The 25772-nt window shown below is 66.6% G+C and carries 22 protein-coding genes; 12 read left to right on the top strand and 10 right to left on the bottom strand.

The features are described from left to right. Positions 1–28: 28 nt before the first annotated feature. The gene (hrpB, locus tag ASD14_RS14675; protein WP_056135549.1) at positions 29–2542 is read right to left on the bottom strand and encodes an ATP-dependent helicase HrpB; all 2514 of its coding nucleotides are present in this window, start codon (positions 2540–2542) and stop codon (positions 29–31) included. Positions 2543–2626: 84 nt separating this feature from the next. Between hrpB and ASD14_RS14670 the strand changes: the two genes are divergently transcribed. After that, positions 2627–3442, top strand: a complete 816-nt coding sequence (locus ASD14_RS14670) for a TatD family hydrolase (protein ID WP_056135546.1) — start codon at positions 2627–2629, stop codon at positions 3440–3442. 198 nt (positions 3443–3640) lie between these two features. Here the strand turns inward: ASD14_RS14670 and ASD14_RS14665 are convergent, their stop codons facing one another. From ASD14_RS14665 to ASD14_RS14650, 4 genes are all read right to left on the bottom strand, one after another. After that, on the bottom strand, positions 3641–4516 hold the full coding sequence (locus tag ASD14_RS14665; RefSeq protein WP_235565425.1) for a DUF2167 domain-containing protein: 876 nt from the start codon (positions 4514–4516) through the stop codon (positions 3641–3643). A gap of 152 nt (positions 4517–4668) precedes the next feature. Further along, positions 4669–5031 carry a hypothetical protein gene (locus ASD14_RS14660; RefSeq protein ID WP_056135540.1) on the bottom strand — a complete coding sequence of 121 codons (363 nt, stop codon included), beginning with the start codon at positions 5029–5031 and terminating at the stop codon, positions 4669–4671. A gap of 121 nt (positions 5032–5152) precedes the next feature. Then, entirely contained in the window at positions 5153–5956 is an 804-nt protein-coding gene (locus ASD14_RS14655) for an ABC transporter permease (RefSeq protein ID WP_056135537.1), read from the bottom strand. Next, positions 5953–6948 carry an ABC transporter ATP-binding protein gene (locus tag ASD14_RS14650; RefSeq protein WP_056135534.1) on the bottom strand — a complete coding sequence of 332 codons (996 nt, stop codon included), beginning with the start codon at positions 6946–6948 and terminating at the stop codon, positions 5953–5955. The genes ASD14_RS14655 and ASD14_RS14650 overlap by 4 nt, the downstream gene beginning before the upstream one ends. Positions 6949–7090: 142 nt before the next feature. Here ASD14_RS14650 and ASD14_RS14645 point away from each other — a divergent pair, with 142 nt between their 5' ends. From ASD14_RS14645 to ASD14_RS14620, 6 genes are all read left to right on the top strand, one after another. Next, the gene (locus tag ASD14_RS14645; protein ID WP_255355044.1) at positions 7091–7894 is read left to right on the top strand and encodes a ferredoxin--NADP reductase; all 804 of its coding nucleotides are present in this window, start codon (positions 7091–7093) and stop codon (positions 7892–7894) included. 130 nt (positions 7895–8024) lie between these two features. Next, positions 8025–8444, top strand: a complete 420-nt coding sequence (locus ASD14_RS14640; RefSeq protein WP_056135529.1) for a hypothetical protein — start codon at positions 8025–8027, stop codon at positions 8442–8444. Next, positions 8441–8638 carry a helix-turn-helix transcriptional regulator gene (locus ASD14_RS14635; protein WP_056135526.1) on the top strand — a complete coding sequence of 66 codons (198 nt, stop codon included), beginning with the start codon at positions 8441–8443 and terminating at the stop codon, positions 8636–8638. The genes ASD14_RS14640 and ASD14_RS14635 overlap by 4 nt, the downstream gene beginning before the upstream one ends. A gap of 51 nt (positions 8639–8689) precedes the next feature. Then, entirely contained in the window at positions 8690–10252 is a 1563-nt protein-coding gene (locus ASD14_RS14630) for an alpha/beta hydrolase (protein WP_056135523.1), read from the top strand. A gap of 30 nt (positions 10253–10282) precedes the next feature. Next, complete coding sequence (locus tag ASD14_RS14625; protein ID WP_056135521.1) at positions 10283–11029, top strand: ATP-binding cassette domain-containing protein; 747 nt, start codon at positions 10283–10285, stop codon at positions 11027–11029. Then, complete coding sequence (locus ASD14_RS14620; protein ID WP_056135518.1) at positions 11026–12228, top strand: ABC transporter permease; 1203 nt, start codon at positions 11026–11028, stop codon at positions 12226–12228. Before ASD14_RS14625 ends, ASD14_RS14620 begins: the two co-directional genes overlap by 4 nt. A gap of 222 nt (positions 12229–12450) precedes the next feature. Here the strand turns inward: ASD14_RS14620 and ASD14_RS14615 are convergent, their stop codons facing one another. From ASD14_RS14615 to rpmH, 5 genes are all read right to left on the bottom strand, one after another. Next, complete coding sequence (locus ASD14_RS14615) at positions 12451–13488, bottom strand: energy transducer TonB (RefSeq protein WP_157475447.1); 1038 nt, start codon at positions 13486–13488, stop codon at positions 12451–12453. 135 nt (positions 13489–13623) lie between these two features. Continuing rightward, positions 13624–14964: a tRNA uridine-5-carboxymethylaminomethyl(34) synthesis GTPase MnmE gene (gene mnmE / locus ASD14_RS14610; RefSeq protein WP_056135869.1), complete on the bottom strand. Its 1341-nt coding sequence runs from the start codon at positions 14962–14964 to the stop codon at positions 13624–13626. 155 nt (positions 14965–15119) lie between these two features. After that, the gene (gene yidC / locus ASD14_RS14605) at positions 15120–16835 is read right to left on the bottom strand and encodes a membrane protein insertase YidC (RefSeq protein ID WP_056135515.1); all 1716 of its coding nucleotides are present in this window, start codon (positions 16833–16835) and stop codon (positions 15120–15122) included. A gap of 40 nt (positions 16836–16875) precedes the next feature. After that, positions 16876–17337: a ribonuclease P protein component gene (rnpA, locus tag ASD14_RS14600; protein WP_056135512.1), complete on the bottom strand. Its 462-nt coding sequence runs from the start codon at positions 17335–17337 to the stop codon at positions 16876–16878. Positions 17338–17418: 81 nt separating this feature from the next. Beyond that, positions 17419–17559, bottom strand: a complete 141-nt coding sequence (gene rpmH / locus ASD14_RS14595) for a 50S ribosomal protein L34 (protein WP_031374044.1) — start codon at positions 17557–17559, stop codon at positions 17419–17421. Positions 17560–17865: 306 nt separating this feature from the next. Here rpmH and dnaA point away from each other — a divergent pair, with 306 nt between their 5' ends. The 5 genes from dnaA to ASD14_RS14570 all read left to right on the top strand — a co-directional run bounded on the left by dnaA (position 17866) and on the right by ASD14_RS14570 (position 25669). Further along, entirely contained in the window at positions 17866–19206 is a 1341-nt protein-coding gene (gene dnaA / locus ASD14_RS14590) for a chromosomal replication initiator protein DnaA (RefSeq protein WP_056135509.1), read from the top strand. A 580-nt stretch (positions 19207–19786) separates the two neighbouring features. Then, on the top strand, positions 19787–20887 hold the full coding sequence (gene dnaN / locus ASD14_RS14585) for a DNA polymerase III subunit beta (RefSeq protein WP_056135506.1): 1101 nt from the start codon (positions 19787–19789) through the stop codon (positions 20885–20887). A gap of 93 nt (positions 20888–20980) precedes the next feature. Then, the gene (gene recF, locus ASD14_RS14580; protein ID WP_056135867.1) at positions 20981–22120 is read left to right on the top strand and encodes a DNA replication/repair protein RecF; all 1140 of its coding nucleotides are present in this window, start codon (positions 20981–20983) and stop codon (positions 22118–22120) included. 172 nt (positions 22121–22292) lie between these two features. After that, entirely contained in the window at positions 22293–24755 is a 2463-nt protein-coding gene (gene gyrB / locus ASD14_RS14575; RefSeq protein WP_056135503.1) for a DNA topoisomerase (ATP-hydrolyzing) subunit B, read from the top strand. A gap of 107 nt (positions 24756–24862) precedes the next feature. Then, entirely contained in the window at positions 24863–25669 is an 807-nt protein-coding gene (locus tag ASD14_RS14570; protein ID WP_056135499.1) for a M48 family metallopeptidase, read from the top strand. Positions 25670–25772: the final 103 nt, after the last annotated feature.

The raw sequence follows: 25772 nt of genomic DNA, 5'->3' as shown, positions 1-25772 counted from the left end.
TTCGAAGCGATCCGGAATCACCGGTACATCACGTGCCGCGCGGCTTGGCGCGATGGGTGGCCGTTGCGCTCCACGGGTCATCCGGCCACGGGTGCTTCGGGTATCGCCCCTTCATTTCCTTCTTCACTTCCGGATAGGTGCGGTCCCAGAAGCTGCGCAGGTCGCGGGTGATCTGCAGCGGTTTGCCGCCGGGAGAAAGCAGGTGCAGGGTCAGTGGCACGCGGCCGTCGGCGATGCGCGGGGTGTCGGCGAGGCCGAACAGTTCCTGCAGTTTCACCGCGAGCACCGGCGCTTCCGGCGCGCCTTCGCCATCGCCTGCGGTCGCATCGAAACCGTAGTCGATGCGCCGCTCCATGCCGGAGGGGACGACGATTCGCATTGGCGCCAGCGCATCGATCTTCTGCCGCATCGGCCAGTCGGCGGACGATTTCAGCGCTTCGCCCAGGGCCTGCTCGTCGAGCGCATCCAGCCGCGTCTTGCCGCTCAGGGCCGCCTTGAGCCATGTGTCGAGCGACGCGAGCAGGGCCGCGTCCGACAGATCGGGCAGCGTGTCGGCCAGCTCCGGCAGCCACGCGCGCAGGCAGCGCACGCGGGCGCGCCATTGCTGCAGCGATTCGGTCCACGGCAATGCATCCAGGCCGAGTTGACGCACGGCGTCGACCAGCGCATCGGCGTAGCGCGACGGATCCGGTTTAGCCAGAGGCCGGCTGTCGAGCACGATGCGATCGAAGCGGGTTTCGCGCACGGCCGCGATGCCACGTGTGTTCGCGTCCCACACCACGCGGTCCTCGCGGGCGAAGCGTTGCGGGAAGTCGCGTTGCAACCGTGACTCGTCCAGGGGCGCGGCGCGCAGCACGCGTGCATCGCGCGCTTCATCGCGCAGTTCGCTGATGACGATCCAGGGTTCGCCGTACAGCGTACTGTCGTCGAAAATCTTCGCGCTGCGGCCGTTGGCGAGCTGGTAGCGATGCGGATCGGAGGGATGCTGCTTGGCGATGCGATCCGGATACGCATGCAGCAGCACGTCGCCGATGGCATGCGCCGGCATGTCGGCCGGCGGCGCGCGATCGAGGCGCAGGCGGCGGCGCCATTGCTTCGCCGCCTGGTCGAGCGCGGCGAGCGCGGAACGCGATGCGTCCGCGCCGACACGGCCGTTGCGGAAGGCAGCCAGTGCCTGCCAGCGCGCGGCCAGCGCATCCGAGCGCGAGCGAAGCGGATCGCGTGCTTCGATCAGCGCGGCCAGGTCGCAGGCCAGTGCGCGTTCGTCGTTGTCGGCCGGCGCCAGCAGCATCGCCGCCAGGCGCGGATGCGTGCCGAGCGCAAGCATGCGACGGCCCAGCGTGGTGATCGCGCGTCCTTCGAGCGCGCCGAGGCGTTGCAGCAGTTCGCGCGCGGCGGCGAGCGCACCCGGCGGCGGTGGATCGACGAAATGCAGGTCGGCATCGCCCCAGGCGGCGAGTTCGAGTGCGAGGCCGGCCAGTTCCACCTGTGCGATCTCGGGCCGGCGTTGCGCCTCCAGGCGCTGCGATTCGGGCCACAGCCGGTACGCGAAGCCGTCGGCGACACGGCCCGCGCGACCGGCGCGCTGGTCGGCCGATGCCTGCGCGATGTTCACGATGTCGAGGCGCGCGAAACCGCTGTTCGGGTCGTAGCGCGGTTCGCGCGCAAGACCGCTGTCGATCACCACGCGCACGCCGGGCAGGGTCACGCTCGATTCGGCGACATTGGTGGCAAGCACGACGCGGCGATGCCCGGCGGGATCGGGTTGCAGCACGCGCGACTGCTGCTCCACCGGCAGCTCGCCGTGCAGCTGCAGCACGTCGGTTTCGCGCGCGACGTCGCTGGATGCGAGCGCGGCATCCGTGCGCGCGATTTCACGCTGGCCCGGCAGGAACACCAGTACGTCGCCCGGATGCTGCACGAGCGCGTGTTCCACCGCACGCTTCACCTGGTGCTCGACCGCTTCCTCGCGCCGCGCCGGAAAGTGCGAAACCGCCACCGGATGGCTGCGACCCGCGCTGCTGAGTCGCGGCGCGTCAAGGAACGCGGCGAGGCGCTCGCCATCGAGTGTCGCCGACATCACCACGATGCGCAGGTCGTCGCGCAGCGACGCCTGCACGTCCAGCGCCAGCGCGAGACCGAGATCGGCGGCAAGGTGGCGTTCGTGGAATTCGTCGAACAGCAGCGCGCCGACGCCTTCCAGCGTCGGGTCGTCCTGGATCATCCGGGTGAGGATGCCCTCGGTCACCACTTCGATCCGCGTCGTCGCCGACACCTTGTTCTCGAAACGGATGCGGTAACCGACAGTGCCGCCGGCATCTTCACCGCGCTGCTTCGCCATGAACTGCGCCGCGGCGCGCGCGGCGACGCGGCGCGGTTCCAGCATCACGATCCTGCGTCCGTCCAGCCACGCTGCGTCGAGCAACGCCGGTGGTACCTGCGTGGTCTTGCCTGCGCCGGGCGGCGCTTCGAGTACCAGTCGCGGATGCGCGGCGAGTGATTCGCGAATGCGCGGCAACAGGTCGGAGATGGGGAAATACATGCGGGCATTGTAGGAGCGCCCCGCAGGGCGCGAGCCGTACCCGGCGAAAGTCGCGCCCCAGCGGTGCGCTCCTACAATAGGCCGATGAACCTGATCGACATCGGCGCCAACCTCACCCACGACTCCTTCGAGCCCGACCGTGACGCGGTGCTACAGCGCGCACGCGAGGCCGGCGTGGTGCAGATGGTGGTCACCGGCGCCTCGCGCGAACACTCGCCACTGGCGCTGAAGCTGGCGAAGCAGCATCCGGGCGAGCTGTTCGCCACCGCCGGCGTGCACCCACACCACGCCAGCGAATACACCGCCGAATGCGATGCCGAGATGCGCGCGTTGCACGCGCACGCCGAAGTGGTGGCGGTGGGCGAATGCGGACTCGATTACTTCCGCGACTTCTCGCCGCGGCCGGCGCAACGGCGCGCCTTCGAGCAGCAGTTGCAGATCGCCGTGGACACACGCAAGCCGCTGTTCCTGCACCAGCGCGATGCGCACGCCGACTTCATGGCGATGATGCGCAACTTCGACGGTCGCCTCGGCCCCGCGGTCGTGCACTGCTTCACCGGCACGCGCGAGGAGCTGTTCGACTACCTCGACGAGGACTGGCACATCGGCATCACCGGCTGGCTCTGCGACGAGCGCCGCGGCCAGCACCTGCGCGAGCTGGTGACGCACATTCCCGCGAACCGGCTGATGATTGAAACCGACGCGCCGTACCTGTTGCCGCGCACGGTGAAGCCGGCGCCATCGCATCGTCGCAACGAGCCCTTCTACCTCGCGCACATCGTCGAGGAACTGGCGCGTGATCGCGGCGAAGCGGTGGAAGTGAGCGCGGCGAACAGCACGTCGACCGCGCGCGAATTTTTCCGCCTGCCGCTGCCTTCCGCGCGGGGAGCGTCTGGATAACGCTGCTTTGCTCGCCACCCGCGACAGCGGAAGCACGGGTGAAGCGCCGCGGCATCCATGGATCTGTTTCCAAGAACCAAAGTCCGTGGATCCCGTCTTCGCAGGGATCACGGCGGCCGTCCGCATCGCTGGCGCGATTGGAAAAAGCAAACGGCCCGCACGTGCGGGCCGTTTGTCGCGAAATGCAACGAAGTCGCGTCAGCTCACCACGCCACCGCCGTCCTTCCTGCGCGAGAACAGCCCGAGAATCTTCTTGAAGAACGCTCCGCCCAGCAGCACCAGCGGGATCAGCAGCTTCTTCAACCCCAGCAGCAATGCGCCGAGCTTGGCGAACAGTCCCGCCTTCGCCGCGATGCCGCCACCGATCAGCGCGGCCAGGCCGTAGGCCGCGACCTTGTCGGTGCCCTTGTCGTAGTCCGCGTAACGCGAGCCGGCGTCGAATTCGACCATCGGCAGCAGCTGCTGCATGCCGGTCTTCACTTCGGGCAGCTCGTTCATGCGCGCGACTGCATTGAGACTGAGATAGCCGCGGCGCCCGAGCACGCGGATGTCGTAGTTCACGGTGCTGTGTTCGGAGCCTTCGCCCTTGAGCTCCTTCGCCCAGTACAGCTTCTTGCTGGCGGCGTCGTAGTGCGGCGGCTCCGCCCAGCCGACCAGGTGCAGCGCCGGATAGCCGGCCTCCTTGCGCGCCTCGTTGTCTTCCTTGTCGGCGTCCTGCATCTCCTTGAGCATGTCGTCGTAATCGATCTTCGCGGCGTCCTCATCGGACACGTAGCCTTCGTCCGAGTACGTGACGACCACCGCCCAGCCGCTGTCGTCGAGCACGCCACGGCCCTTGGGCACAATCATCCCCAGCACGCTGTCGTCGGGGGGATTGCCCCACAGGTCCTCGAGCACCTTGCGCGCATCGGCGGCGCCGAGATAACGGAAGTTCTCGTTGAGGTTGAAGCGTGCCTTCGCCTCGTCGACGCCGACCGCGCCATCGCGCCACTGGAAGCCCGCGACGACCGCCCGCGCGGCTTTCTCCTGTGCCTGTTCGTCCTGTTCCGGCGCGCCTTGTGCGTGCGCGCCCATCGCCACGGCCAGCAGGCCGAGCAGCATCCATTTCAGCTTCATTGATTCCCCGGAGTTGGGCGTCCCCACGCCCTCGCCGCCAGTCTCGCAACCGGCGGTAGCGTCCGCAAGAAGTTCGCTCCGGGAATGCAGCGCAGGCAGTGCTGCGCGCGTCAGCCTTCGCGTGTGGTGCTGCAGGCCGGTGCGGCGACCGCGACATCGCCGGGCACCGCCTTGAACACCACCAGTGCATGCGTGTAGCCGTTGTCGCAGGTTGCGCGCCCGGACGCGCGTATCTGCCGCCGCAGCGATTCGGCGTCCTCCTTCGAGGCCGTGCGTGCATGCAGCGCGACCTGTCCGCGCGTGGGCCACGCGGCGTTGTCGCAATTGACCTTGACCACGTGGCGCACGCCCGGTTGCGCGGTGACTTCCTCGAGGGTCTTTGCCGCGTTGTCTCGGGAGGTGGCGGCCTGCAGTGGCGCGAAGACGGATAACGACAGGACCAGGCCTGCCGCGGCGATCGATTTCTTGCTCATGTTGTCGCTCCTGTGCGGGGGATGGCTGCCCGCGAGCACGGGCAACCGGCAGGAGCATTGTCGCGAGCGGCTGGGCCGCGCTCTCGTGTAGTTCGGCACTATGCCGAACGGCACGCCGTACTCAGCTGCGCAGTCCAACCCCACGCTTGAGCAGCCACAACGCCAGCGCACTCAGGCCAACGATGAAGGCCAGCATCAGCGAGTACGCGGTCCACATCGACACGTCGCTGGTACCGAGCAGGCCGTAGCGGAACGCGTTGACCATGTAGAAGACCGGATTGAAATGCGTCGCGGCCTCGGCCCATGCGGGCAGCAGTTTCACCGAATAGAACACGCCACCCAGATAGGTCAGCGGAGTGAGGATGAAAGTGGGAACGATCGCGATGTCGTCGAACTTCTTCGCGTACACCGCGTTGACGAAGCCGGCGAGCGAGAAGATCGTCGCGCCCAGCAGCACCGTCGTCAGGGTCACCAGCGGATGCGGCATGTTGACGCGCGAGAACAGCATCGCGATGGCGAGCACGATCGTGCCGACCATCAGCCCGCGCACCACCGCGCCGGTGACGTAGCCGGCGAGGATCACCCAGTTCGGCATCGGGCTGACCAGCAGCTCTTCGACATGGCGGCCGAACTTCGCGCCGAAGAAGCTCGATGAGATGTTGCCGTAGCTGTTCTGGATCACGCTCATCATCACCAGTCCGGGGACGATGAAATCCATGTAGCGGATGCCGTCCATCGCGCCGACCTGGCGGCCGATCAGTCCGCCGAAGATCATGAAGTACAGCGTCATCGTGATCGCCGGCGGCACCAGGGTCTGGCCCCAGATGCGCAGGATGCGCGTCAGTTCGCGGCGCACGATCGTGCCGTAGGCGGTGAGGTTGCGCTGGGCGGCGGTGATTTCGCCGCTCGGGTTCACGGCGCTCATGCGGACTGCTCCGGCTGCACCTGCACGCCGTTGACCGGCGGGCTCTTGTCCAGGTTCTCGCTGGTCAGGCGCACGAACAGTTCCTCCAGGCGATTGCTCTTGGTGCGCATCGAACGCACGCGGATGCCGGCATCGTTCAGCGCGGCGAAGACGCGGTTGAGGTCCATCGCGCGCGGCATCTCGACATCAAGGGTGTGGTCGTCGGTCGCGACCATCGTGGTGCCGGCGATCGCGGGCAGCGACGGCGGCAGCTGGCCATCGATGTCGAACAAAAAGCCTTCGACGTCGAGTTTGGCCAGCAGCGCCTTCATCGGTCCCTGTTCGACGATGCGGCCCTTGTCGATGATCGCGAGGTTGCGGCACAGGCTCTCGGCTTCCTCGAGGTAGTGCGTGGTGAGGATGATCGTGGTGCCGGCGGTGTTGATGTCCTTCAGCGTCTTCCACATGCCACGGCGGATCTCGATGTCGACGCCCGCGGTCGGCTCGTCGAGGATCAGCAGGCGCGGCCGCGTCATCATCGCGCGCGCGATCATCAGTCGCCGCTTCATGCCGCCCGAGAGCGTGCGGCTCATCATTTGCGCCTTCTCCCACAACTGCGCGCGCTTGAGCTCTTCCTCTGCGCGCTGCAGCGCCTGCTCGCGCGGCACGCCGAAGAACCCGGCGTAGTTCACCAGGATGTCGAGCGGCTTCTCGAACATGTTGAAGTTGAGTTCCTGCGGCACCAGGCCGATCAGCCGCATCGCGGCGTCGCGGTTGCCCTGCAGGTCGGTGCCGAAGATCGACACCGAGCCCGAGGTGAGGTTCACCAGCGAGCTGACGATGCCGATCAGCGTCGACTTGCCCGCGCCATTGGGCCCGAGCAGGGCGAAGAAATCGCCTTCGCGCACGTCGAGGGAAACGCCCTTGAGCGCTTCCACCTTGTTGTCGTAGGTCTTGCGCAGGTCGCGGACGGACAGCGCGGGTGCGGTGCTAACCGCGAGGGTTTCATTCATGGGCATTCGGGTGAAAGCACGCCTGTTTCGTGCCTTGTGCCGCGCGTGGCGCGGCGTCGGCTTGAAGGGGGCGAACGCCTCGGGCGTTCGCTGCCGGTAGTATAGGCGGCCCGGCGGCGAGCCCTTGGCCACGCTGTGTTCCATCCAACCGGCATTTGCCATTCCGCAGAGTCAGTACGTGGCCATCCAGCATTTCCCGCTCAAGCTCGTTTCCCGTCGCATGCTGGCGCCCACGGTCGGCCACTACACCTTCGTGCGTGATGACGGGCAGCCGCTGGATTTCATCCCCGGGCAATTCATCCAGGTGCACTTCCACTACGCCGACGGCACGCCCACCAAGCGCTCGTATTCGCTGGCGACGATCCACGACCACGCGCTGGGTCCGGGCGAAGGCGTGGAGATCGCGGTGAGCTACGTGGCCGGTGGCGCAGCGACGGCGCTGTTCGAAGGCCTGGACGAAGGCGGCGCGATCGACGCGAGCGGTCCTTTCGGCCGCTTCTGCCTGATGCCGTCCGACAGCAACAAGCGCTACCTGCTGATCGGTACCGGCACCGGTGTCACGCCGTACCGCGCGATGCTGCCGCAGCTGGAAACGCAGATCCGCCAGCGCGGGGTGAAGGTGGTGCTGCTGTTCGGCGCGCGCAATCCCGGCGAGCTGCTGTATGGCGACGAGTTCCGCGCCTTCGCCGAGAAGCATCCGGACAACTTCCGGTTCGTGCCGTGCCTTTCGCGCGAACTGCCTGCGCCGGATTCGCCGCAGGCGCACGCGGACGTGCGCCACGGCTACGTGCAGCAGTTCCTGGCCGAATTCGCCCCGGATGCGGCGCACGACATCGCGTACCTGTGCGGCAATCCGAACATGGTCGATGCCTGCTTCGAGTCGCTGAAGGGCTACGGCCTGCCAGTACCGCAGATCCGCCGCGAGAAATACGTCAGCAGCAAGTAGCCCGCGGGCGCCGAGGGCGTTGCGCCTGCCCGGTGATGCATGACGATGACGAAGTCTTGTGTAAAGGGTGCTTGACACCCCGGTTTTTGGCCCCTATCTTCCTGTCAAGCGAACTTGACAGGAAATTCCCGTGCTGACGCAGTACTGGCAAAGCCTCAGCCCCGCGCTTCGACGCTATTACCGGATCAGCATGTTGCCGTGCGTGGTGTTCGCGGCCACGGCGGTGGCGCACGAATGGATCAGTCGCGAGGCGGGCGCGCCCGTGGCGCTGCGTGGCGCATTCGCGGTCCTGCCGGCGCTGGTCATGGCGTGGATGTTCGCGTTGTACCTGCGCTTCCTGCGGGACTGCGACGAACTTGAGCGGCGCATAGAACTGGGCGCGCTGGCCTGGTCGGCCGGCATCACCATGCTAGGGCTCCTGGCCGGCCTCTTCCTGCTGGACGCCGGCCTGCTTGAACTGCCCGCCAAGCAGGCACTCGCCGGGCTCGGAGTCCTGCTGTTCGGCGGCTACGCGCTGGTGCGCGCGGTGCTGCACCGGCGTTACGCGTGAACAATCGCCTGCGCGAACTGCGGGAGGAACGCGGCTGGTCGCAGGGCCAGCTCGCCGAACAGCTGGACGTCTCGCGACAGACGATCAACGCGCTGGAAACCAGCAAGTACGACCCGAGCCTGCCGCTCGCGTTCCGCATCGCGCATCTGTTCGGCGAACCGATCGAATCCATCTTCCTGCCGGATGCTGACTGACCGGCGCCATCCGCTTCATCACCCCACATCGCACACGAAGGAATCCGCACGATGTCACCCAGCAGCAAGCTTCGAATAGGTATCGCCGTACTCGCCGTGCTGGCGCTCCTCGGCTATCGCCAGTGGCACGCGCCGGAGAACGTCGAAGTCGCGACGCATCCGGCCAAGGCGAGTGGCGAATCCGGCCAACGCATCTTCGGCCGCATCGCCTTCGCTCCCTGCGTGCTCACCAGCGAACAGGGTTTGCCCGCGGTCGGGGCGCAGTGCACGCGTTTTTCCGTGCCCGAAGACCACGCCCATCCGCAAGGACGCAAGATCGCGTTGAACATCGCGTGGCTGCCCGCCGACAACAAGAGCGGTGGCACGGCGGATCCGATCTTCTTCCTCGCCGGCGGTCCCGGCCAGGCAGCCACGGACTATGCCGCCGTCATCGATGCAGCCCTGGACGAGGCGCGCAAGCAGCGTGACATCGTGCTGGTCGACCAGCGCGGCACAGGCAAGTCGAATCCGCTCGATTGCCGCGACGCCAAGGGACAACCGCTGAAACTCGATGAAACCGCCGAGTTCGAACAAGCCGCGTTTTCGGCGTATGTCGGCCAGTGCCTGAAGTCGCTCGAAGGCCGCGCCGATCCGCGTTTCTACACCACGGGCGATGCGATCGCCGACCTCGATGCCGTGCGCGCGGCATTGGGTGCGACGAAGATCAACGTGATCGGCGGTTCCTACGGCACGCGCGTGGCGCAGCAATATGCCATGCACTATCCGCAGCACACGCGCAGCGTGGTGCTCGATGGTGTCGCGCCAAACCGGCTGGTGGTCGGCGGCGAATTCGCCCCGCGCCTCGACGAGGCGTTGCGCAAGCAGGACGCGCAGTGCGCGGCATTGCCTGCGTGCAAGGCACGCTTCGCGACGACGGGTGATCTCATCACCCGCCTCAAGACGTTGAAGGCGCGCCTCGCGGTTGCCCCCGTCCGCGTGAGTTACCGCGATCCCGGCACCAATGCGCCACGGCAGGACACGCTGACGGCCGACACGCTGACGGGCCTGGTGCATGGCGTGTCGTACGCGCCGCAACTGGCGTCGCTGCTGCCGCTGGTGGTGAGCGAGGCCGAGCAGGGTCGTTATGAATCGCTGATGGCGATCGCGAAGTTCTGGGGCAGCCAGACGGGCGACCAGCTGAACCGTGGCATGCAGTGGTCCGTCGTCTGTGCCGAAGACGCGCCGCGTTACCAGCCCAATCCCGCCGACGCCGGCACCGTGCTCGGGCCGGACCTGGCGCGCATGTTCTTCGCCGCGTGTTCGCAATGGCCGCGCGGCAAGGCCGCCGTGGATTTCACCGCGCCGTTCAAGGGCGACCTGCCGACGCTGGTGATCTCCGGCGAGCTCGATCCGGTCACGCCGCCCGTGTATGGCGACGAAGTGGTCCGGAACCTGCGCAACGCACGCCATCTCGTGTTGCGCGGTCAGGGCCACGGCGGCATGGGCCTGGGCTGCATGCCGAAACTGCTTGGCCGCTTCTTCGAGACCACCGATGCGAAGGCGCTCGATGCGAAATGCCTCGACAGCCTCAGCTACGTGCCGCCGTTCACTTCATTCAATGGCTGGGAGCCATAAGCGCCGCGCGCTTACACAGGGAATGCTCAGATGATCACTGCAAATGAGTTGCACAAGAGTTTCAGGACGCGTGCCGGCATCGTCAATGCCGTCGATGGCGTCAGCTTCGCCGCGCGCGATGGCGAAATCACCGGGCTGCTCGGCCCGAACGGCGCCGGCAAGACCACGACGCTGCGCATGCTGTACACGCTGATGAAGCCCGAACGCGGCACCATCACCATCGATGGGCTCGATGCGGCGCGCGAACCCGAAGCGGTGCGTCGCGCACTCGGGGTGCTGCCCGATGCGCGCGGCGTCTACAAGCGCCTGACCGCGCGCGAGAACATCGCCTACTTCGGCGAACTGCATGGCATGTCGAAGGCCGACATCGCGCGCCGCACGCAACTGCTGTCGGCGGCGCTCGACATGGACGACATCCTCGACCGCCAGACCGAGGGCTTCTCGCAGGGCCAGCGCACCAAGACCGCGATTGCGCGCGCGCTCGTGCACGATCCGAAGAACGTGATCCTCGACGAGCCCACCAACGGACTCGACGTGATGACCACGCGCGCGATGCGCGGCTTCCTGCAACAGCTCAGGAGCGAAGGACGCTGCGTGATCTTCTCCAGCCACATCATGCAGGAGGTCGCCGCGCTGTGTGACCGCATCGTGATCATCGCCAAGGGCCGCGTGGTCGCATCGGGCACCGCCGACGAACTGCGGGCGCAGACCGGCGAATCGAACCTCGAAGACGCCTTCGTCAAGGCCATCGGCTCCGAGGAGGGCCTGCACGCATGAGCACCTTCGCTTCCCGGTCCGGTTTCATGCCGACATTGTTCGCGGTGATGCGCAAGGAACTGCGCGACATCTCACGCGATCGCCGCACGCTGTTGCTCGCGCTGCTGCTCGGCCCGTTGTTGTATCCGGTGCTGATGCTCGGCATCGGCAAGCTCGGCGAGAACCGCGCGAAGACCGAACTCGAAAAGGTGCTCGAAGTGCCGGTGATCGGCGCCGAGCGCGCGCCGAACCTCGTCGCCTTCCTCGCCACGCGCGGGATCAAGGCGGTGCCGCCCCCGAAGGATCTGGAAGCGGCGATCGCGCGCCAGGACGTCGACGTCGCGCTGAGCATCGATACCGATTTCGACAGGCACTGGCGCGAAGGCAATGCGGCGAAGATCGAGATCGTCGCCGACAGCACGCGCCGCGCGGCGGACATTCCGATGGCGCGCTTGCGTTCGGCGCTGGAGGGCTATCGCGACCAGGTCGGTGTCTTGCGCCTGCTCGCACGCGGCATCGATCCGGGCATCACCAAGCCGCTGGCGATTGGCAATCGCGACCTCGCTTCGGCCGAAGCCAAGCGCGGTGCGTTCGCGGCGGCACTGTTGCCGTATTTGCTGATCCTGACCTCGTTCCTCGGTGGCGCCTACCTGATCATGGACGCGACCGCCGGCGAACGTGAGCGCCAGTCGCTCGAGCCGTTGCTCGCCACGCCTTCGGCGCGCAGCTCGATCGTCAGTGGCAAGATCGCCGCGGCCTGCACGATGGGCATCGCCTCGCTGCTGCTGACGCTGCTTGCGTTCAAGCTCAGTGCGCAGTTCGCAGGTGGGTCCGGGCAAGCCATCGACGTCGGCTTCATGGCGATGGGCAAGATGCTGCTGGTACTGCTGCCGATGCTGTTCATCGGCACGTCGCTGCTGACCTTCCTGTCAGCCACCGCAAAGAGCATGAAGGAAGCGCAGAGCCACATGATGTGGCTGATGCTGCTACCGATGGTGCCCTCGATCATGTTGATGGTGAATCCGCTCAAGGAGCAGCTGTGGCAGTACGCGGTGCCGTTCCTCGCGCAGAACCAGCTGCTGCTCAAGGTGATCCGCGCCGAAGCGATTCCGATGCAGGTGTGGGGCGTGTACCTCGCCGCGGGCTTTGGCTTGGCGGCGGTATTGTGGTTCGCGGCGGTGCAGCGCTATCACCAGGAGCGGTTGGCGATTTCGGGGTGAGGTGGTGCAAAGCTGCAACTGGAATGAAAAAGCCCCGCACTTGCGGGGCTTTTTTGTTTGCTTGATCAGCGCCATTCGTTTGGCCAAGCGCTGCTCCGTTTGATGAGAACGCCGCCATCCATGGCGCAACTTCAATGGCTTCGGAAACTCCTGCCCGGCCATCCATGGCCGGGCGTTCGCGCCCGCAGTCGCCGCCGATAGGGCGACGACTGGCGCGGGCGCTCACCCCTGCGGGTTGAAGCTGATTTCGCGGCGCGTCGTGATCGGTGCGGACACCGGCTGGAAGCGCCACTTGCGCACGGCATTCACCGCTTCGCGATCGAAGACACGGGCCGGGGTGGCCTTCACGACGCGAGCGGCGGTCACCGTGCCGTCGGTGCCGACGGTGTATTCGACCAGGACCGAACCGGAGGTACCGGCGCGCAGGGCTTCGGCCGGGAACTTCGGTGCCGGCATCGAGATCGGACGCAAGTCAGACGCGCTCGGCGCGGCAGCGGCGGTCGCGGTGTTGCGCTGTTCGGCGGCGCGGCGATCGGCGGCGGCGCGTTCGGACGCCTGGCGGTCGGCAGCGGCCTTGTCCGCGGCCGCCTTGTCCGCGGCCGCCTTGTCCGCAGCGGCCTTGTCCACGTTGGCCTGCTGTGCGGCGAGCTTCTTCGCGGCGTCTTCCTGTTGCTTCTTCTGGTCGGCCAGGCGCTTGGCCTCGACCTCCTTCTGGCGCTGGGCCTCTTCCTCGGCGGTCAGCGCCTGGGCGCGCTGCGCGGCAGTGGCTTCCTGCGCGGCGATGCTGGCCTTGAGGCGGGCGAGCGCCGGATGCTGGCCGTCGGCCTTTTCAAGCAGGGCGGACAGGCGCTTGGCTTCGCTGAAGTCGTCGCGATTGACGCTCTGCTCGATGGCGATGACCGTCATTGGCAACAGGTCGGTCAGCGCGCTGGCCACGGCCGCATCGGCAGGCGACTTGTCGCGCAAGGCGAGGTAGTACTCGACCGCGTTGTCGCCGGCGGGTGCGTACAGGCGGTTTTCCGCGTACGCCTTGCTTGCGGCGTCGCGCAGCTGGTCGGCGGTCATGGCCGCCACCTGCGAGGACACCGCGGTAGCCGGCGTCGGCGCCGGTGCCGTGGTGGCCGTGGCGGGTGCGGCGGCCTGCTCGGCGGGCTGGTCCTTGCCGCAGGCGGCAAGCACGAGACCGGCGGTGAGCACGGCAATGAATTGAAGTGTGGCGGGCCGGCGCACGGACCGGGCCTGGAAGCTGTTGGAAATCATGGTTTTAGGGTCCCCTGGAGCGCGGCGATCGAGTGCGCGCCATGCAAGTGACGCCCGCGCCGCGGCCTTTGTCAAGCGTGAAGTGGGTTCAGCTTTGCAACGGCCGTGAACGCGCCGGAGTTTTGCGACGCAGTGTCACTTTCCGATGCAGAAGCTCGAAAAGATGTGACCCAGAAGGTCATCCGCGCGCACGTGGCCGGTGATCTCGCCGAGCGCGTCGTGGGCATGGCGGAGCGATTCGGCGGCGAGGTCGAGCGCGTCGTGGTCGAGCTGCTCGCGCGCGATCGCCAGTTCGGCCTGCGCCTGACGCAGGGCATCGACGTGGCGGGCGCGTGCGGTGAACGCGCCCTCGCCGGCTTCGCCTTCACCTTGCGCGAGGACGCGCAGGCGGGCGTGCAGTGCTTCGAGGCCCGTGCCGGTTCGCGCGGAAACGCGAAGATGCTCGCCGGTATCGAGCGGTGCCGCGGCGGGCAGCAGGTCGGACTTGTTGTGGATCCATAGTTGTCGCGGCACACCGGCGATCGCGTCGGTCACCGCCTCGCGTCCGGCTTCGACATCGCGTGCGTCGAGGACAACGATGGCGAGATCGGCGCGCGCGAGTTCATCGTGTGCGCGGCGCATGCCTTCGCGTTCGATCACATCGCCGCCTTCGCGCAGGCCGGCGGTGTCGACCAGCGTGAGTTCGACGCCATCGATGCGCACGACTTCGTGCAGCAGGTCGCGGGTGGTGCCGGCGATGTCGGTGACGATGGCGCGGTCGCTGCCTGCCAGCGCGTTGAGCAGCGAACTCTTGCCGGCATTGGGTGGCCCGACGATCACCGCGTGCAGTCCATCACGCAGGCGGCGGCCACGTTCGGCGGCGCGCAGCAGTTCGTCCAGCGATTGCACGGCGGCGGCGAAACGCGCACGCAGTTGTGCGCCGCCGAGTGTGTCGATCGGTTCGTCGGCGAAGTCGATCGCGGCTTCGACGTGTACACGGATCGCAAGCACGTCCGCGGCGAGTGCTTCGACGCGACGCGAGAATTCGCCTTCGAGCGCGCGGCGCGCAGCGCGTGCGGCATTCGCATCGGCGGCGGCAATCAGGTCGGCGACGGCTTCGGCCTGGGCCAGATCGAGCTTTCCGTTGAGGAAGGCGCGTTCGCTAAATTCACCCGGCCGTGCGCGCCGCGCGCCGAGTTCGACGCAGCGCTGCACCAGTTGTTCGAGCACGACCGGGCTGCCGTGCGACTGCAGCTCGACGATATCTTCGCCGGTGTAGCTCGCCGGTGACTTGAAGTAGAGCGCGATGCCGTCGTCTAGCGTCTCGCCTTCCGCCGTGGCGAAGCGCGCGTAGTGCGCGTGGCGTGGCGTCAGCGGGATGCCGGTGACGACTTCGGCGATCGCGCGCGCGCGCGCACCGGACAGGCGCACGATGCCGACGCCGCCGGCACCCGGCGCGGTGGCGATCGCGGCGATGGTTTCGCGTTGCGGAGACATGGCGGTCATGGTGGCAGAAGCAAACGTGGCGTGCGCCGTGCACACGATGGGCCGTGACCGGAGATCGGTCGTGCGCGCGGTGCAGGCCAGGGGAATTCCTTCATCCCCAAAACGCCGAAGCCCGCCTTCGCGGCGGGCTTCGTGGGAGCTCCGGATCAGGCGGTCGCCCTCGCCGGCTCCTCCGCATAGCGCTTGGTCATCCACCACTGCTGCAGCAGGCCGAGGCTGCCGTTGGTGATCCAGTACAGCACCAGGCCGGCCGGCATGAAGGCGAACAGCACGCCGAACACCAGCGGCATGAACTGCATCATCTTCTGCTGCATCGGGTCCATGCCCGGAGCCTGCGGCGCGAGCTTCTGCGTCAGCCACATCACGCCGAGGTTGATCGCCGGCAGGATGAAATACGGATCGCGCGCGGTGAGGTCGGCGATCCACGCGATCCACGGCGCGTGGCGCAGCTCGACCGATTCGGAAAGCATCCAGTACAGGCACAGGAACACCGGCATCTGCAGCAGGATCGGGAAACAGCCGCCGACCGGATTGATCTTTTCCTTCTTGTACAGCTCCATCATCGCCATCTGCAGCTTCTGCTTGTCGTCGCCGTAGCGCTCCTGCAGTTGCTTGATGCGCGGCTGGAACCTGCGCATCTTTGCCATCGAGCGGTACTGCGCCGCCGACAGCGGATACATCAGCGCCTTGATGATCACCACGAGGCCGACGATCGCCCAACCCCAGTTGCCGAGCAGGTTGTGGAGCTTCTCGAGCACCCAGAACAGCCAGCCCGCGAGCGTTGCCGCCCAGCCGTAGGACGAGAAGTCCACGGCACGGTCGAGACCCGGAACGTTCTGCGCTTCGATCTGCTTCACCAGCTTCGGCCCGACCCAAAGGCGCGCCGAAGTTTCCGCCTGTGCACCCGGCGCGACGTTGACGCCGGGGCCGACTTCGCGGATCAGGTACTGCGGCGTGCCGTTCGCCGATGGCGTGGCGAGCGAGAACGTGCTGGTGTCGTTCGCGCCCGGAATCCAGGCGGCGAAGAAGTGGTGCTGCAACATCCCGATCCAGCCGCCGTTGACCTGCTTGTTGAGATCGCAGTCGTCGGCGAATTTGTCGTACTTGCACTTTTCGTACTTGTCGGTCGGACTGAACCACGCGGCGCCCTGGAAGCTGTAGCTCTCCGCGCTCATCGGGCCCTTGCGCGACAACGCGCGCGGCACGCGGATCAGCTGCCGGTAGACATACCCCTGCCATGGCGCGTTGCCGGCATTGGCCACCTGGTCGCGCACCTGCACGACATAGCTGCCGCGCTGGAAGACGTAGTTGCGGTGGATGGTCATCCCATTCGCGCCGCTCCAAACGAAAGGAACGACGATCTCGCGGGCGTCGCCGCCAAGCTTGAAGTCGCGACCGCCATCGGCCGGCACGAACGCGCCCTGATGGCTCGGCGCGGTGCCGCTGTTGCTGACCCAGCCACTCTGCGCGACGAAAAAGTGCGCCGCGTCGTCGGCAAACAGCCGCACCGGCGGGCTGTTCGCATCGGCCTCGCTCGGGTACTTGAGAAGGTCGGCCTGGCGCAGTTCGCCGCCGTCGAGCACGACGCGCAGTACGTCGGTGGTGACGGTGACCGCGGCCGCCTGTGCCGGCGCCGCACTGGTCGTTGGCGTCGTGGCCGTGGCGGGTGCACTGGGCACTGCGCCGGTGGGTACTCCTGTCGGCACGCCCGGCACCGCGCCTGCTGTCGGCGCAACCGCATTGCTGCTTTCGGCAACTGCAGCAGGCGCCGCCGGCGCGGCCTTCTCCTTGCCCCACTCCATCCATAGCAGGGTCGCCACCATCAGCCAGGCGAAAATCAGGAAAAGGCGGGTCTGGTTCATGTGGGCAGGCAGGCTCGGCCGACGTGGATGGTCGGCACAGTCAGAGGGAGGTGGGGCCGGGCTCGGTCGACGCAAGCCCATCGGGAAAAGCGGCGGATTCCGGCGCGGCGGGCATTGTGCCGGGCAAGGATGTCAGCGGCAACGCGGCCACCGGCAATGCATCGAGCCGGCGCAGTACGTCGAGGAAGTGGCGCTCGAGTTGTTCGCGGGTTGCATCGCGCGCGGAAGGCCGCGCGACCACCACGTAATCGCCGGTCGCGAGTTGCAGCCGGTGGTGACGGAACACTTCGCGCAGTGCGCGCTTGATGCGGTTGCGCCCGACGGCGTTGGGGTCGACCTTGCGCGAAACGGCAAGGCCCAAGCGCGCCGGTACGTCGCTCGCGTGCCAATGCACGGCCAGCCGCGGCGTCGCCTGGCGGCGGCCGTGTTCGAAGATGCGATCGAAATCCGCGCGCGCGCGTACCCGCGCAGTGCGCGGGAAGCGGGAGTTCACAGTGCTCATGCGGCCGCCGCTGCGGAGAGGGCGGCCAAGGGCAAGCCGGAGAAGACTAGTCCGGCGGTTGCCGGGGGCAGCCGTCTGCGCTTAGGCGCAAAGACGCTTGCGGCCCTTGGCGCGACGACGGGCAAGAATCTTGCGGCCATCGGCGGTCGCCATGCGGGCACGGAAGCCGTGGTCGCGCTTGCGCTTGAGGTTGCTGGGCTGGTAAGTGCGCTTGGTGGCCATGGTCGGCTCGGCGTAAACGGCGGAAAAGACCGCGGATTCTAGCGGGGGCGTCGGCCCGAAGCAAGGCGCCGCGTAGTACGCGTTGCGGGCGCGGCGCTCCGGCGGCGGCTTCATGCGGCAAAAGGCGCCTCCGGGACCGTCGTAAACACCTCAGGCAGCCTGTGGACAAGTCCTGTTCCCTGCCGGGGCGCGGTGATAGTCTGGCCGCCTCCTGACCTTTGCCCGGCGCGATCTCCCGCATCGCGTTGAGCCTCTTTTTCGCCGCAGCCCAGCCGCGGCCACCGTTTGCGAGCAGTCCCGAACCCGATGGAAGCCTGGCCCCGCTGTCTCGAACGCCTCGAAGCCGAATTCCCGGTCGAGGACGTCCACACCTGGCTCAAGCCCCTGCAGGCCACGCGTCGCGACGATGTCACCGTGCTGTACGCGCCCAATGCCTTCGTGGTCGAGCACGTCCGCGAGCGCTATCTGGGCCGCATCCGCGAACTGCTGAGCTACTTTGCCGGCAGCGCCGAGGTGCAGCTGGAAATCGGTGCCCTGCCCCGTGCGTCCGCACCGATCGCCGCCAACGAGATGATTCCGGTCCGTGGCGGCGCCGTGGCGGCGCGCAGCGAACCCTTCGAAGGCAACCTCGACGCGCACTACACCTTCGACAACTTCGTCGAAGGCCGCAGCAATCAGCTCGGTCGTGCCGCCGCGCTACAGGCCGCCGCCCGTCCCGGCGATCGCGCCCACAACCCGCTGTTGCTCTACGGCGGCACCGGCCTGGGCAAGACCCATCTGATGTTCGCCGCCGGCAACGCGATGCGCGCGGCCAATCCGAACATGCGCGTGCTGTACCTGCGCAGCGAGCAGTTCCTCGCCTCGCTAATGAAGGCGTTGCAGGACAAGACCAACGGCATGGCTGCGTTCAAGCGCCAGTTCCAGCAGGTCGACGCGCTGCTGATCGACGACATCCAGTTCTTCGCCGGCAAGGACCGCACGCAGGAAGAGTTCTTCCATACCTTCAACGCGCTGATCGACGGCAAGCAGCAGATCATCCTGACCTGCGACCGCTTCCCGCGCGAAGTCGACGGCCTGGAGCCGCGGCTGAAATCGCGCCTGGGCTGGGGCCTGTCGGTCGCGATCGATCCGCCCGACTTCGAGACACGTGCGCAGATCGTGCTGAGCAAGGCACGCGAACGTGGCGCGCACATTCCCGAGGACGTCGCGTTCCTGCTCGCCAAGAAGATGCGCAGCAACGTGCGCGACCTGGAAGGCGCGCTCAACACGCTCGCCGCACGCGCGAACTTCACCGGTCGCGCCATCACCACCGAATTCGCGCAGGAGACGCTGCGCGATCTGTTGCGCGCACAGCAGCAGGCGATCGGCATCCCCAACATCCAGAAGGTCGTGGCCGATTACTACGGGCTGCAGATCAAGGATCTGTTGAGCAAGCGCCGCACGCGTTCGCTGGCGCGCCCGCGCCAGGTCGCGATGGCATTGGCGAAGGAACTGACCGAGCACTCGCTGCCGGAAATCGGCGACGCCTTCGCCGGCCGCGACCACACCACCGTCCTGCACGCCTGCCGCCAGATCCGCACCCTGATGGATGCCGACGGCAAGCTGCGCGAAGACTGGGACAAGCTGATCCGCAAGCTCAGCGAGTAAGGCCGCCAGCCCCCCGCTGCTGGCTCCTTCGTGCGTCTGCACAGGCGTGGCGTTGCAGTATCTGGCCCACCATTCCGACGACAGCGCTTCTTGCCGGCAGGCACGCATGCCATTGGCGATCGCTGCCGACCCAAAGGCGACCGGCAACCCGCACCCCTTGTGTCGGTGGACGCGATGGGCCGCAATATTTTCCGTTCCCAATGCGCGCGCGCCCGCGGCGCGGTATCGTTCACACCTGCGCGGCGCCAGCGTGTGTGGGCAAGTGCTCGTCGCCGCGAACGGACAAGGCTTTGCGCGTCGCTCCAGTCGGTGGATAAGCAGTGGATTACGCCGCTTGTCCACAACGGACTGGGCACGGGCTGAGCGCAACCTGTGTACAAGTCGCATCCGCCGGGTCGCGACCAGAGTTGTCCACAGCTTGTGCCCCAGCTCGCCGCGGGTTTTCACAAGGGTTTCACGAGTAATTTATTCTTGTAAATCAATGGCTTGATATGGTTTTCAGCCGATTATGGCGCCTCCATCATCACCATGCTTTTGATTTATTCACTACTTTTGTATTGGTTCTGGGGAGCGGCACCGAATGCGTTTCAGCCTGCAACGCGAAGTGTTCCTGAAGCCATTGGCGCAAGTCGTCAATGTCGTTGAGCGTCGGCAGACCCTGCCGGTCCTCGCCAACCTGCTGGTCCAGGTGAAGAGCGGCCAGCTCTCGCTGACCGGCACGGACCTGGAAGTCGAGATGGTCTCGCGCATCGGGGTCGATGACGCGCAGGACGGCGAGACCACGATCCCGGCGCGCAAGCTGTTCGAGATCGTGCGCGCGCTGCCTGATGGCTCCAAGGTCACCGTGTCGCAGGCGGCCGAGAAGATCACGGTGCAGGCGGGACGCTCCCGCTTCACCCTGGCTTCGCTGCCGGCGAACGATTTCCCTTCCATCGACGAAGTCGAAGCCACCGAGCGCGTCCGCGTGCCTGAGGCAGCCCTCAAGGAACTGATCGAGCGCACGGCGTTCGCGATGGCCCAGCAAGACGTGCGCTATTACCTCAACGGCCTGCTCTTCGACCTGCGCGAAAGTTCGCTGCGGTGCGTGGCCACCGACGGCCACCGCCTGGCCCTGTGCGAAGCCCCACTGGACAGCGGCGCCAGCACCAAGCGCCAGATCATCGTGCCGCGCAAGGGTGTGACCGAGCTGCAGCGCCTGCTGGAAGGCGGCGAGCGCGAGGTCGAGCTGGAAATGGGCCGCAGCCACCTGCGCGTGAAGCGCGACGACGTCACCTTCACCAGCAAGCTCATCGATGGCCGCTTCCCCGACTACGAGGCGGTGATCCCGATCGGCGCGGACAAGGAAGTACGGATCGACCGCGAGGTGTTGCGCGCCTCCCTGCAACGCGCCGCAATCCTGTCGAACGAGAAGTACCGCGGCGTACGCATCGAGGTCTCGCCCGGCCAGCTCAAGATCAGCGCGCACAATCCCGAGCAGGAAGAGGCGCAGGAAGAAGTCGAGGCCGATACCCGCGTGTCGGATCTCGCCGTCGGCTTCAACGTGAACTACCTGCTGGATGCCCTGAGCGCGCTGCGCGACGAGAACGTGGTGGTCGCGCTTCGCGATGCGAACTCCTCGGCGTTAGTGCGCGAAGCCTCCAACGAGCGATGCCGCCACGTGGTCATGCCCTTGCGGCTCTGAAGAGAGGTTTCACGTGGAACACCGAACGCCCGGCCCTCGCCGGGCGTTTTGGTTTTGGCCGGACCCCGCGGCCGCACTCCTACAATGGCTGCCATGCACGTCACCCGCCTCGACATTCGCCACCTCCGCCGCTTTAGCGAGACGAGCCTGGCGCCGGGCCCGGGCCTCAACCTGATCACCGGCGAGAACGGTGCCGGCAAGACCAGTGTGCTTGAGGCGTTGCACCTGATGGCTTACGGCCGCAGCTTTCGCGGCCGGGTCCGGGACGGACTGGTCCAGACTGGCGCGACTGCTCTGGAAATATTCGTGGAATGGGTGGAAGAAGGGAGGCAGCGGCTACGTACCGGCACCGGCGGCGTGGCCGATGCGGCCCACGCCTACGCCCGCTCGCGCAAGGCCGGATTGCGGCACAACGGGCAGGAATGGACAGGGCGCCTCGATGGCGCCGCGGTGAGCCATCTCGGTGATCTGTGCGCTGCGCTTGCTGTGGTCAGCTTCGATCCGGGCAGCCACGCCCTGATCAGTGGCGGCGGCGAGCCGCGGCGGCGATTTCTGGACTGGGGCTTGTTCCACGTGGAACCTGAGTTCCTGCCTCTGTGGCGGCGCTACAGCCGCGCGCTCCGGCAACGAAATGCCCTGCTGAAGTCGAAAGCTCGCGATTCGCAACTGGATGCCTGGGATGCCGAGCTGTCCGATGCTGGCGAGACCATGACCCGGCAGCGCCAGCAGTACCTGGACGCCGTGCAACCCCACTACGCCCGGCTGGCCGGTTCATTGGCCCCAACCTTGGGCGCGGGCGAACTCCGCTACCTGCCGGGCTGGCGACGGGACGACCTGCCGCTGCAGGACGCCCTGCTGGTGGCTCGCGAACGCGACCTGCTGGTCGGCCACACTTCGGTCGGCCCGCATCGAGCCGACTGGTCGCTCGGGTTTTCCGCCGTGCCTGGCCGCGAAGCGCTGTCGCGGGGCCAGGCCAAGCTGGTCGCCCTGGCGGTGCTGCTGGCGCAGGCCGAGCACCACGCCGCGGAACAGGGCGAATGGCCGGTCGTGGCGCTGGACGACCTGGCGTCGGAGCTCGATCGCAACCACCAGCAGCGCGTCCTGAAGCACCTGTTGGCCTGCGGGGCACAGGTGTTCGTCACCGGCACCGAACCGCCCGCTGGGCTCGAAGCCGTGGGCGCATCGGTGCACAAGTTCCACGTGGAACACGCAGCGGTGTTTCCCGTCGTTTAAGCCGACAGCGGGCTGAACCTCTGCCCGTCCGCGCACAGGCAAACAGCGCCTGAAACGCCCGCTCCAGACCCGCGGCCGCTATACTTCACGCACGTAAATCAATGAATCTCGGCGCGCTTTCCGACCCGTTTCCAGGGCCCCGGCGGATGCGCCGCAGGAGCCTGCTGCACCCATGAATTCGATCGAACACGATCCTTCGAACGACTCCTCCCCCGTCGCCCCGACCCAGACCTACGACTCCAGCAAGATCACGGTGCTCCGTGGCCTGGAAGCCGTGCGCAAGCGCCCGGGCATGTACATCGGCGACGTGCATGACGGCACCGGTCTGCATCACATGGTCTTCGAGGTCGTGGACAACTCCATCGACGAGGCCCTGGCCGGCCATGCCGATGAAGTGATCGTGACCCTGCACGAAGACGGCTCCTGCTCGGTCAGCGACAACGGTCGCGGCATCCCGGTCGACATCCACAAGGAAGAAGGCGTATCGGCGGCCGAGGTGATCCTCACCGTGCTGCACGCCGGCGGCAAGTTCGACGACAACAGCTACAAGGTTTCCGGCGGCCTGCACGGCGTCGGCGTGTCGGTCGTCAACGCACTGTCCGAACATCTGTGGCTGGAGATCTGGCGCGACGGCGGCCATTACAAGCAGGAATACGCACTCGGCGAGCCGCTATACCCGCTCAAGAAGCTGGAAGATTCGAACAAGCGCGGCACCCTGCTCCGCTTCAAGCCTTCGGTGGAAATTTTCACCGACGTCGAATTCCATTACGACATCCTGGCCAAGCGCCTGCGCGAACTGTCGTTCCTGAACTCGGGCGTCAAGATCAGCCTTGTCGACGAGCGCGGCGAAGGCAAGCGCGACATCTTCCAGTACGAAGGCGGCATCCGCTCCTTCGTCGAACACCTGGCGCAACTCAAGACGCCGCTGCATCCGAACGTAATCTCGGTCTCTGGTGAGATGAATGGCATCACCGTGGACGTCGCCCTGCAATGGACCGACGCCTACCAGGAAACGATGTTCTGCTTCACCAACAACATCCCGCAGAAGGACGGCGGCACCCACCTGATCGGCTTCCGTGCCGCCCTCACGCGCACCCTGTCGAACTACATCGAGCAGAACGGCATCGCCAAGCAGGCGAAGATCACCCTCTCGGGCGATGACATGCGCGAAGGCATGATTGCCGTGCTCTCGGTGAAGGTGCCGGACCCGAGCTTTTCCTCGCAGACCAAGGAAAAACTGGTCAGTTCCGAGGTGAGGCCGGTAGTTGAAAGCACGTTCGGCGCACGTTTGGAGGAGTTCCTCCAGGAACACCCCAATGAAGCCCGCGCTATCGCGGGCAAGATCGTCGACGCCGCCCGCGCCCGCGAGGCCGCTCGCAAGGCCCGTGACCTTACCCGCCGCAAGGGCGCGCTCGACATCGCCGGCCTGCCCGGCAAGCTCGCCGACTGCCAGGAGAAGGATCCGGCGCTCTCCGAACTGTTCATCGTCGAGGGTGACTCGGCGGGCGGCTCGGCCAAGCAGGGGCGCAACCGCAAGACCCAGGCGATCCTTCCGCTCAAGGGCAAGATCCTGAACGTCGAACGCGCGCGCTTCGATCGCATGCTCGCATCGGCGGAAGTCGGCACGCTGATCACTGCGCTGGGCACCGGTATCGGCAAGGACGAATACAACCCGGACAAGCTGCGCTATCACCGCATCATCCTGATGACCGACGCCGACGTCGACGGCTCGCACATCCGCACGCTGCTGCTGACGTTCTTCTACCGCCAGATGCCGGAACTGCTTGAGCGCGGCCACATCTACATCGGCCTGCCGCCGTTGTACAAGATCAAGCAGGGCAAGACCGAGCTGTACCTGAAGGACGATGCGGCACTCGATGCGTATCTCGCCGGTAACGCGGTCGAAGGTGCATCGCTGATTCCCGCCGATGGCGAGCCACCGATCACCGGCGAAGCGCTGGAAAAACTGCTGCTGGCGTATGCAGGCGCGCGCGAAGCCATTGCGCGCAACGCACATCGCTACGATCCGATCGTGCTCGAGTCGCTGATCGACTTCACTCCGCTCGACGCCGCCACGCTCGCGAGCAACACCGACGAGCGTTCTGAGCTCGACGCGCTGCAGTCGCGCCTAAACCGTACCGGTCTCGGCAAGCCGCGTTACCGCCTCGAACTTCATCCGGCTACCGACGTTCGCCAGGCCGCCCTGCTCGTGCATCGCACGCACATGGGGGTCGACCATACGCAAGTGCTGCCGATGGCCGCGTTCGAGGGGGGCGAACTGCGCGCGGTGCGTGATGCGGCCGCGCTGCTGCACGGCCTCGTGCGCGACGGCGCGAAGATCGTGCGCGGTAACCGCGAACAACCGATCCTCAGCTTCGCCGAAGCGCAGGCGTGGTTGCTCGAGGAAGCCAAGAAGGGTCGTCAGATCCAGCGCTTCAAGGGCCTGGGTGAAATGAACCCCGAGCAGCTGTGGGACACCACCGTCAATCCGGAAACACGCCGCCTGCTGCAGGTGCGGATCGAAGACGCCGTGGCCGCGGATCAGATCTTCTCGACGCTGATGGGCGACGTGGTGGAGCCGCGCCGCGACTTCATCGAAGAGAACGCGTTGAAGGTCGCGAACCTCGACGTGTAACGCCGGTTCGTCCGGGTGCGGCGGCTCGCGTCGCCGCACTCGAAACATTGACGAACCGTTAATACCTGCGGGTCTACAACGCGTTTAACCCATTCAGGAATTCGACGATGAAGCGCCTGCTACTTGTCGCCGCGGTCACTACGCTACTTGCCGGTTGCGCTACTACTACCTCGCCCACCGGCCGCAAACAGGTGGTCGGCGCCGTGTCCGATGAGCAACTCGCGCAACTGGGTGCGCAGGCATTCGCCGAAGCCAAGGCGAAGACGCCGCAGAGCACCGACAGCCGGCAGAACGCGTACGTGCGCTGTGTCGTGCAACAGGTCGTGCAACAGCTTCCGGCGGAATGGCAGAACGTGGGCTGGGAAACCGCAGTGTTCGTCGATAGTTCCCCCAACGCGTTCGCGCTGCCGGGCGGCAAGGTCGGCGTCAACACCGGCATCTTCAGCGTGGCGAAAAACCAGGATCAACTCGCTGCGGTGGTCGCGCACGAAGTCGGTCACGTCTATTCGCGCCATCACAACGAACGCATCACGCGGCAGATGGGTACGCAGGGTGCCTTGCAGGTACTCGGTGCGCTTGCCGGCTCGCGTTACGGCGAAGGCGTGGCGAACGCCGTGACGCAAGGCGGAAGCATTGCCGCGCAGGCCGGCTTCCTGTTGCCGAATTCGCGCACGCAGGAAAGTGAAGCCGATGTTGTCGGCCAGCAATTGATGGCCCGTGCCGGCTTCGACCCGCGCCAGGCGGTGAACCTGTGGGAGAACATGATTGCCGCGAGCAGCAGTCGTCCGCCCGAATGGTTGTCGACGCACCCCAATCCGGAGAACCGCATCCAGGAACTCAGCAGCCGTGCCGCAAGCCTCGTGCCCGTCTATCAACAGGCGCGCGCCGCTGGCCATACGCCAAAGTGTGGCTAAACACGACACTTGCCGCACATGCAACCCCATATCGCCGGCACGGCCGTTTCTGATAGCGTGACGGCCCCCTGGCCCGCCTTCACACCGACACGGGCGCAACAAA

It is taken from the genome of Lysobacter sp. Root494, from assembly GCF_001427225.1.
GTDB lineage: Bacteria > Pseudomonadota > Gammaproteobacteria > Xanthomonadales > Xanthomonadaceae > Agrilutibacter.
This window is presented reverse-complemented; position numbering and strand designations above follow the sequence as displayed.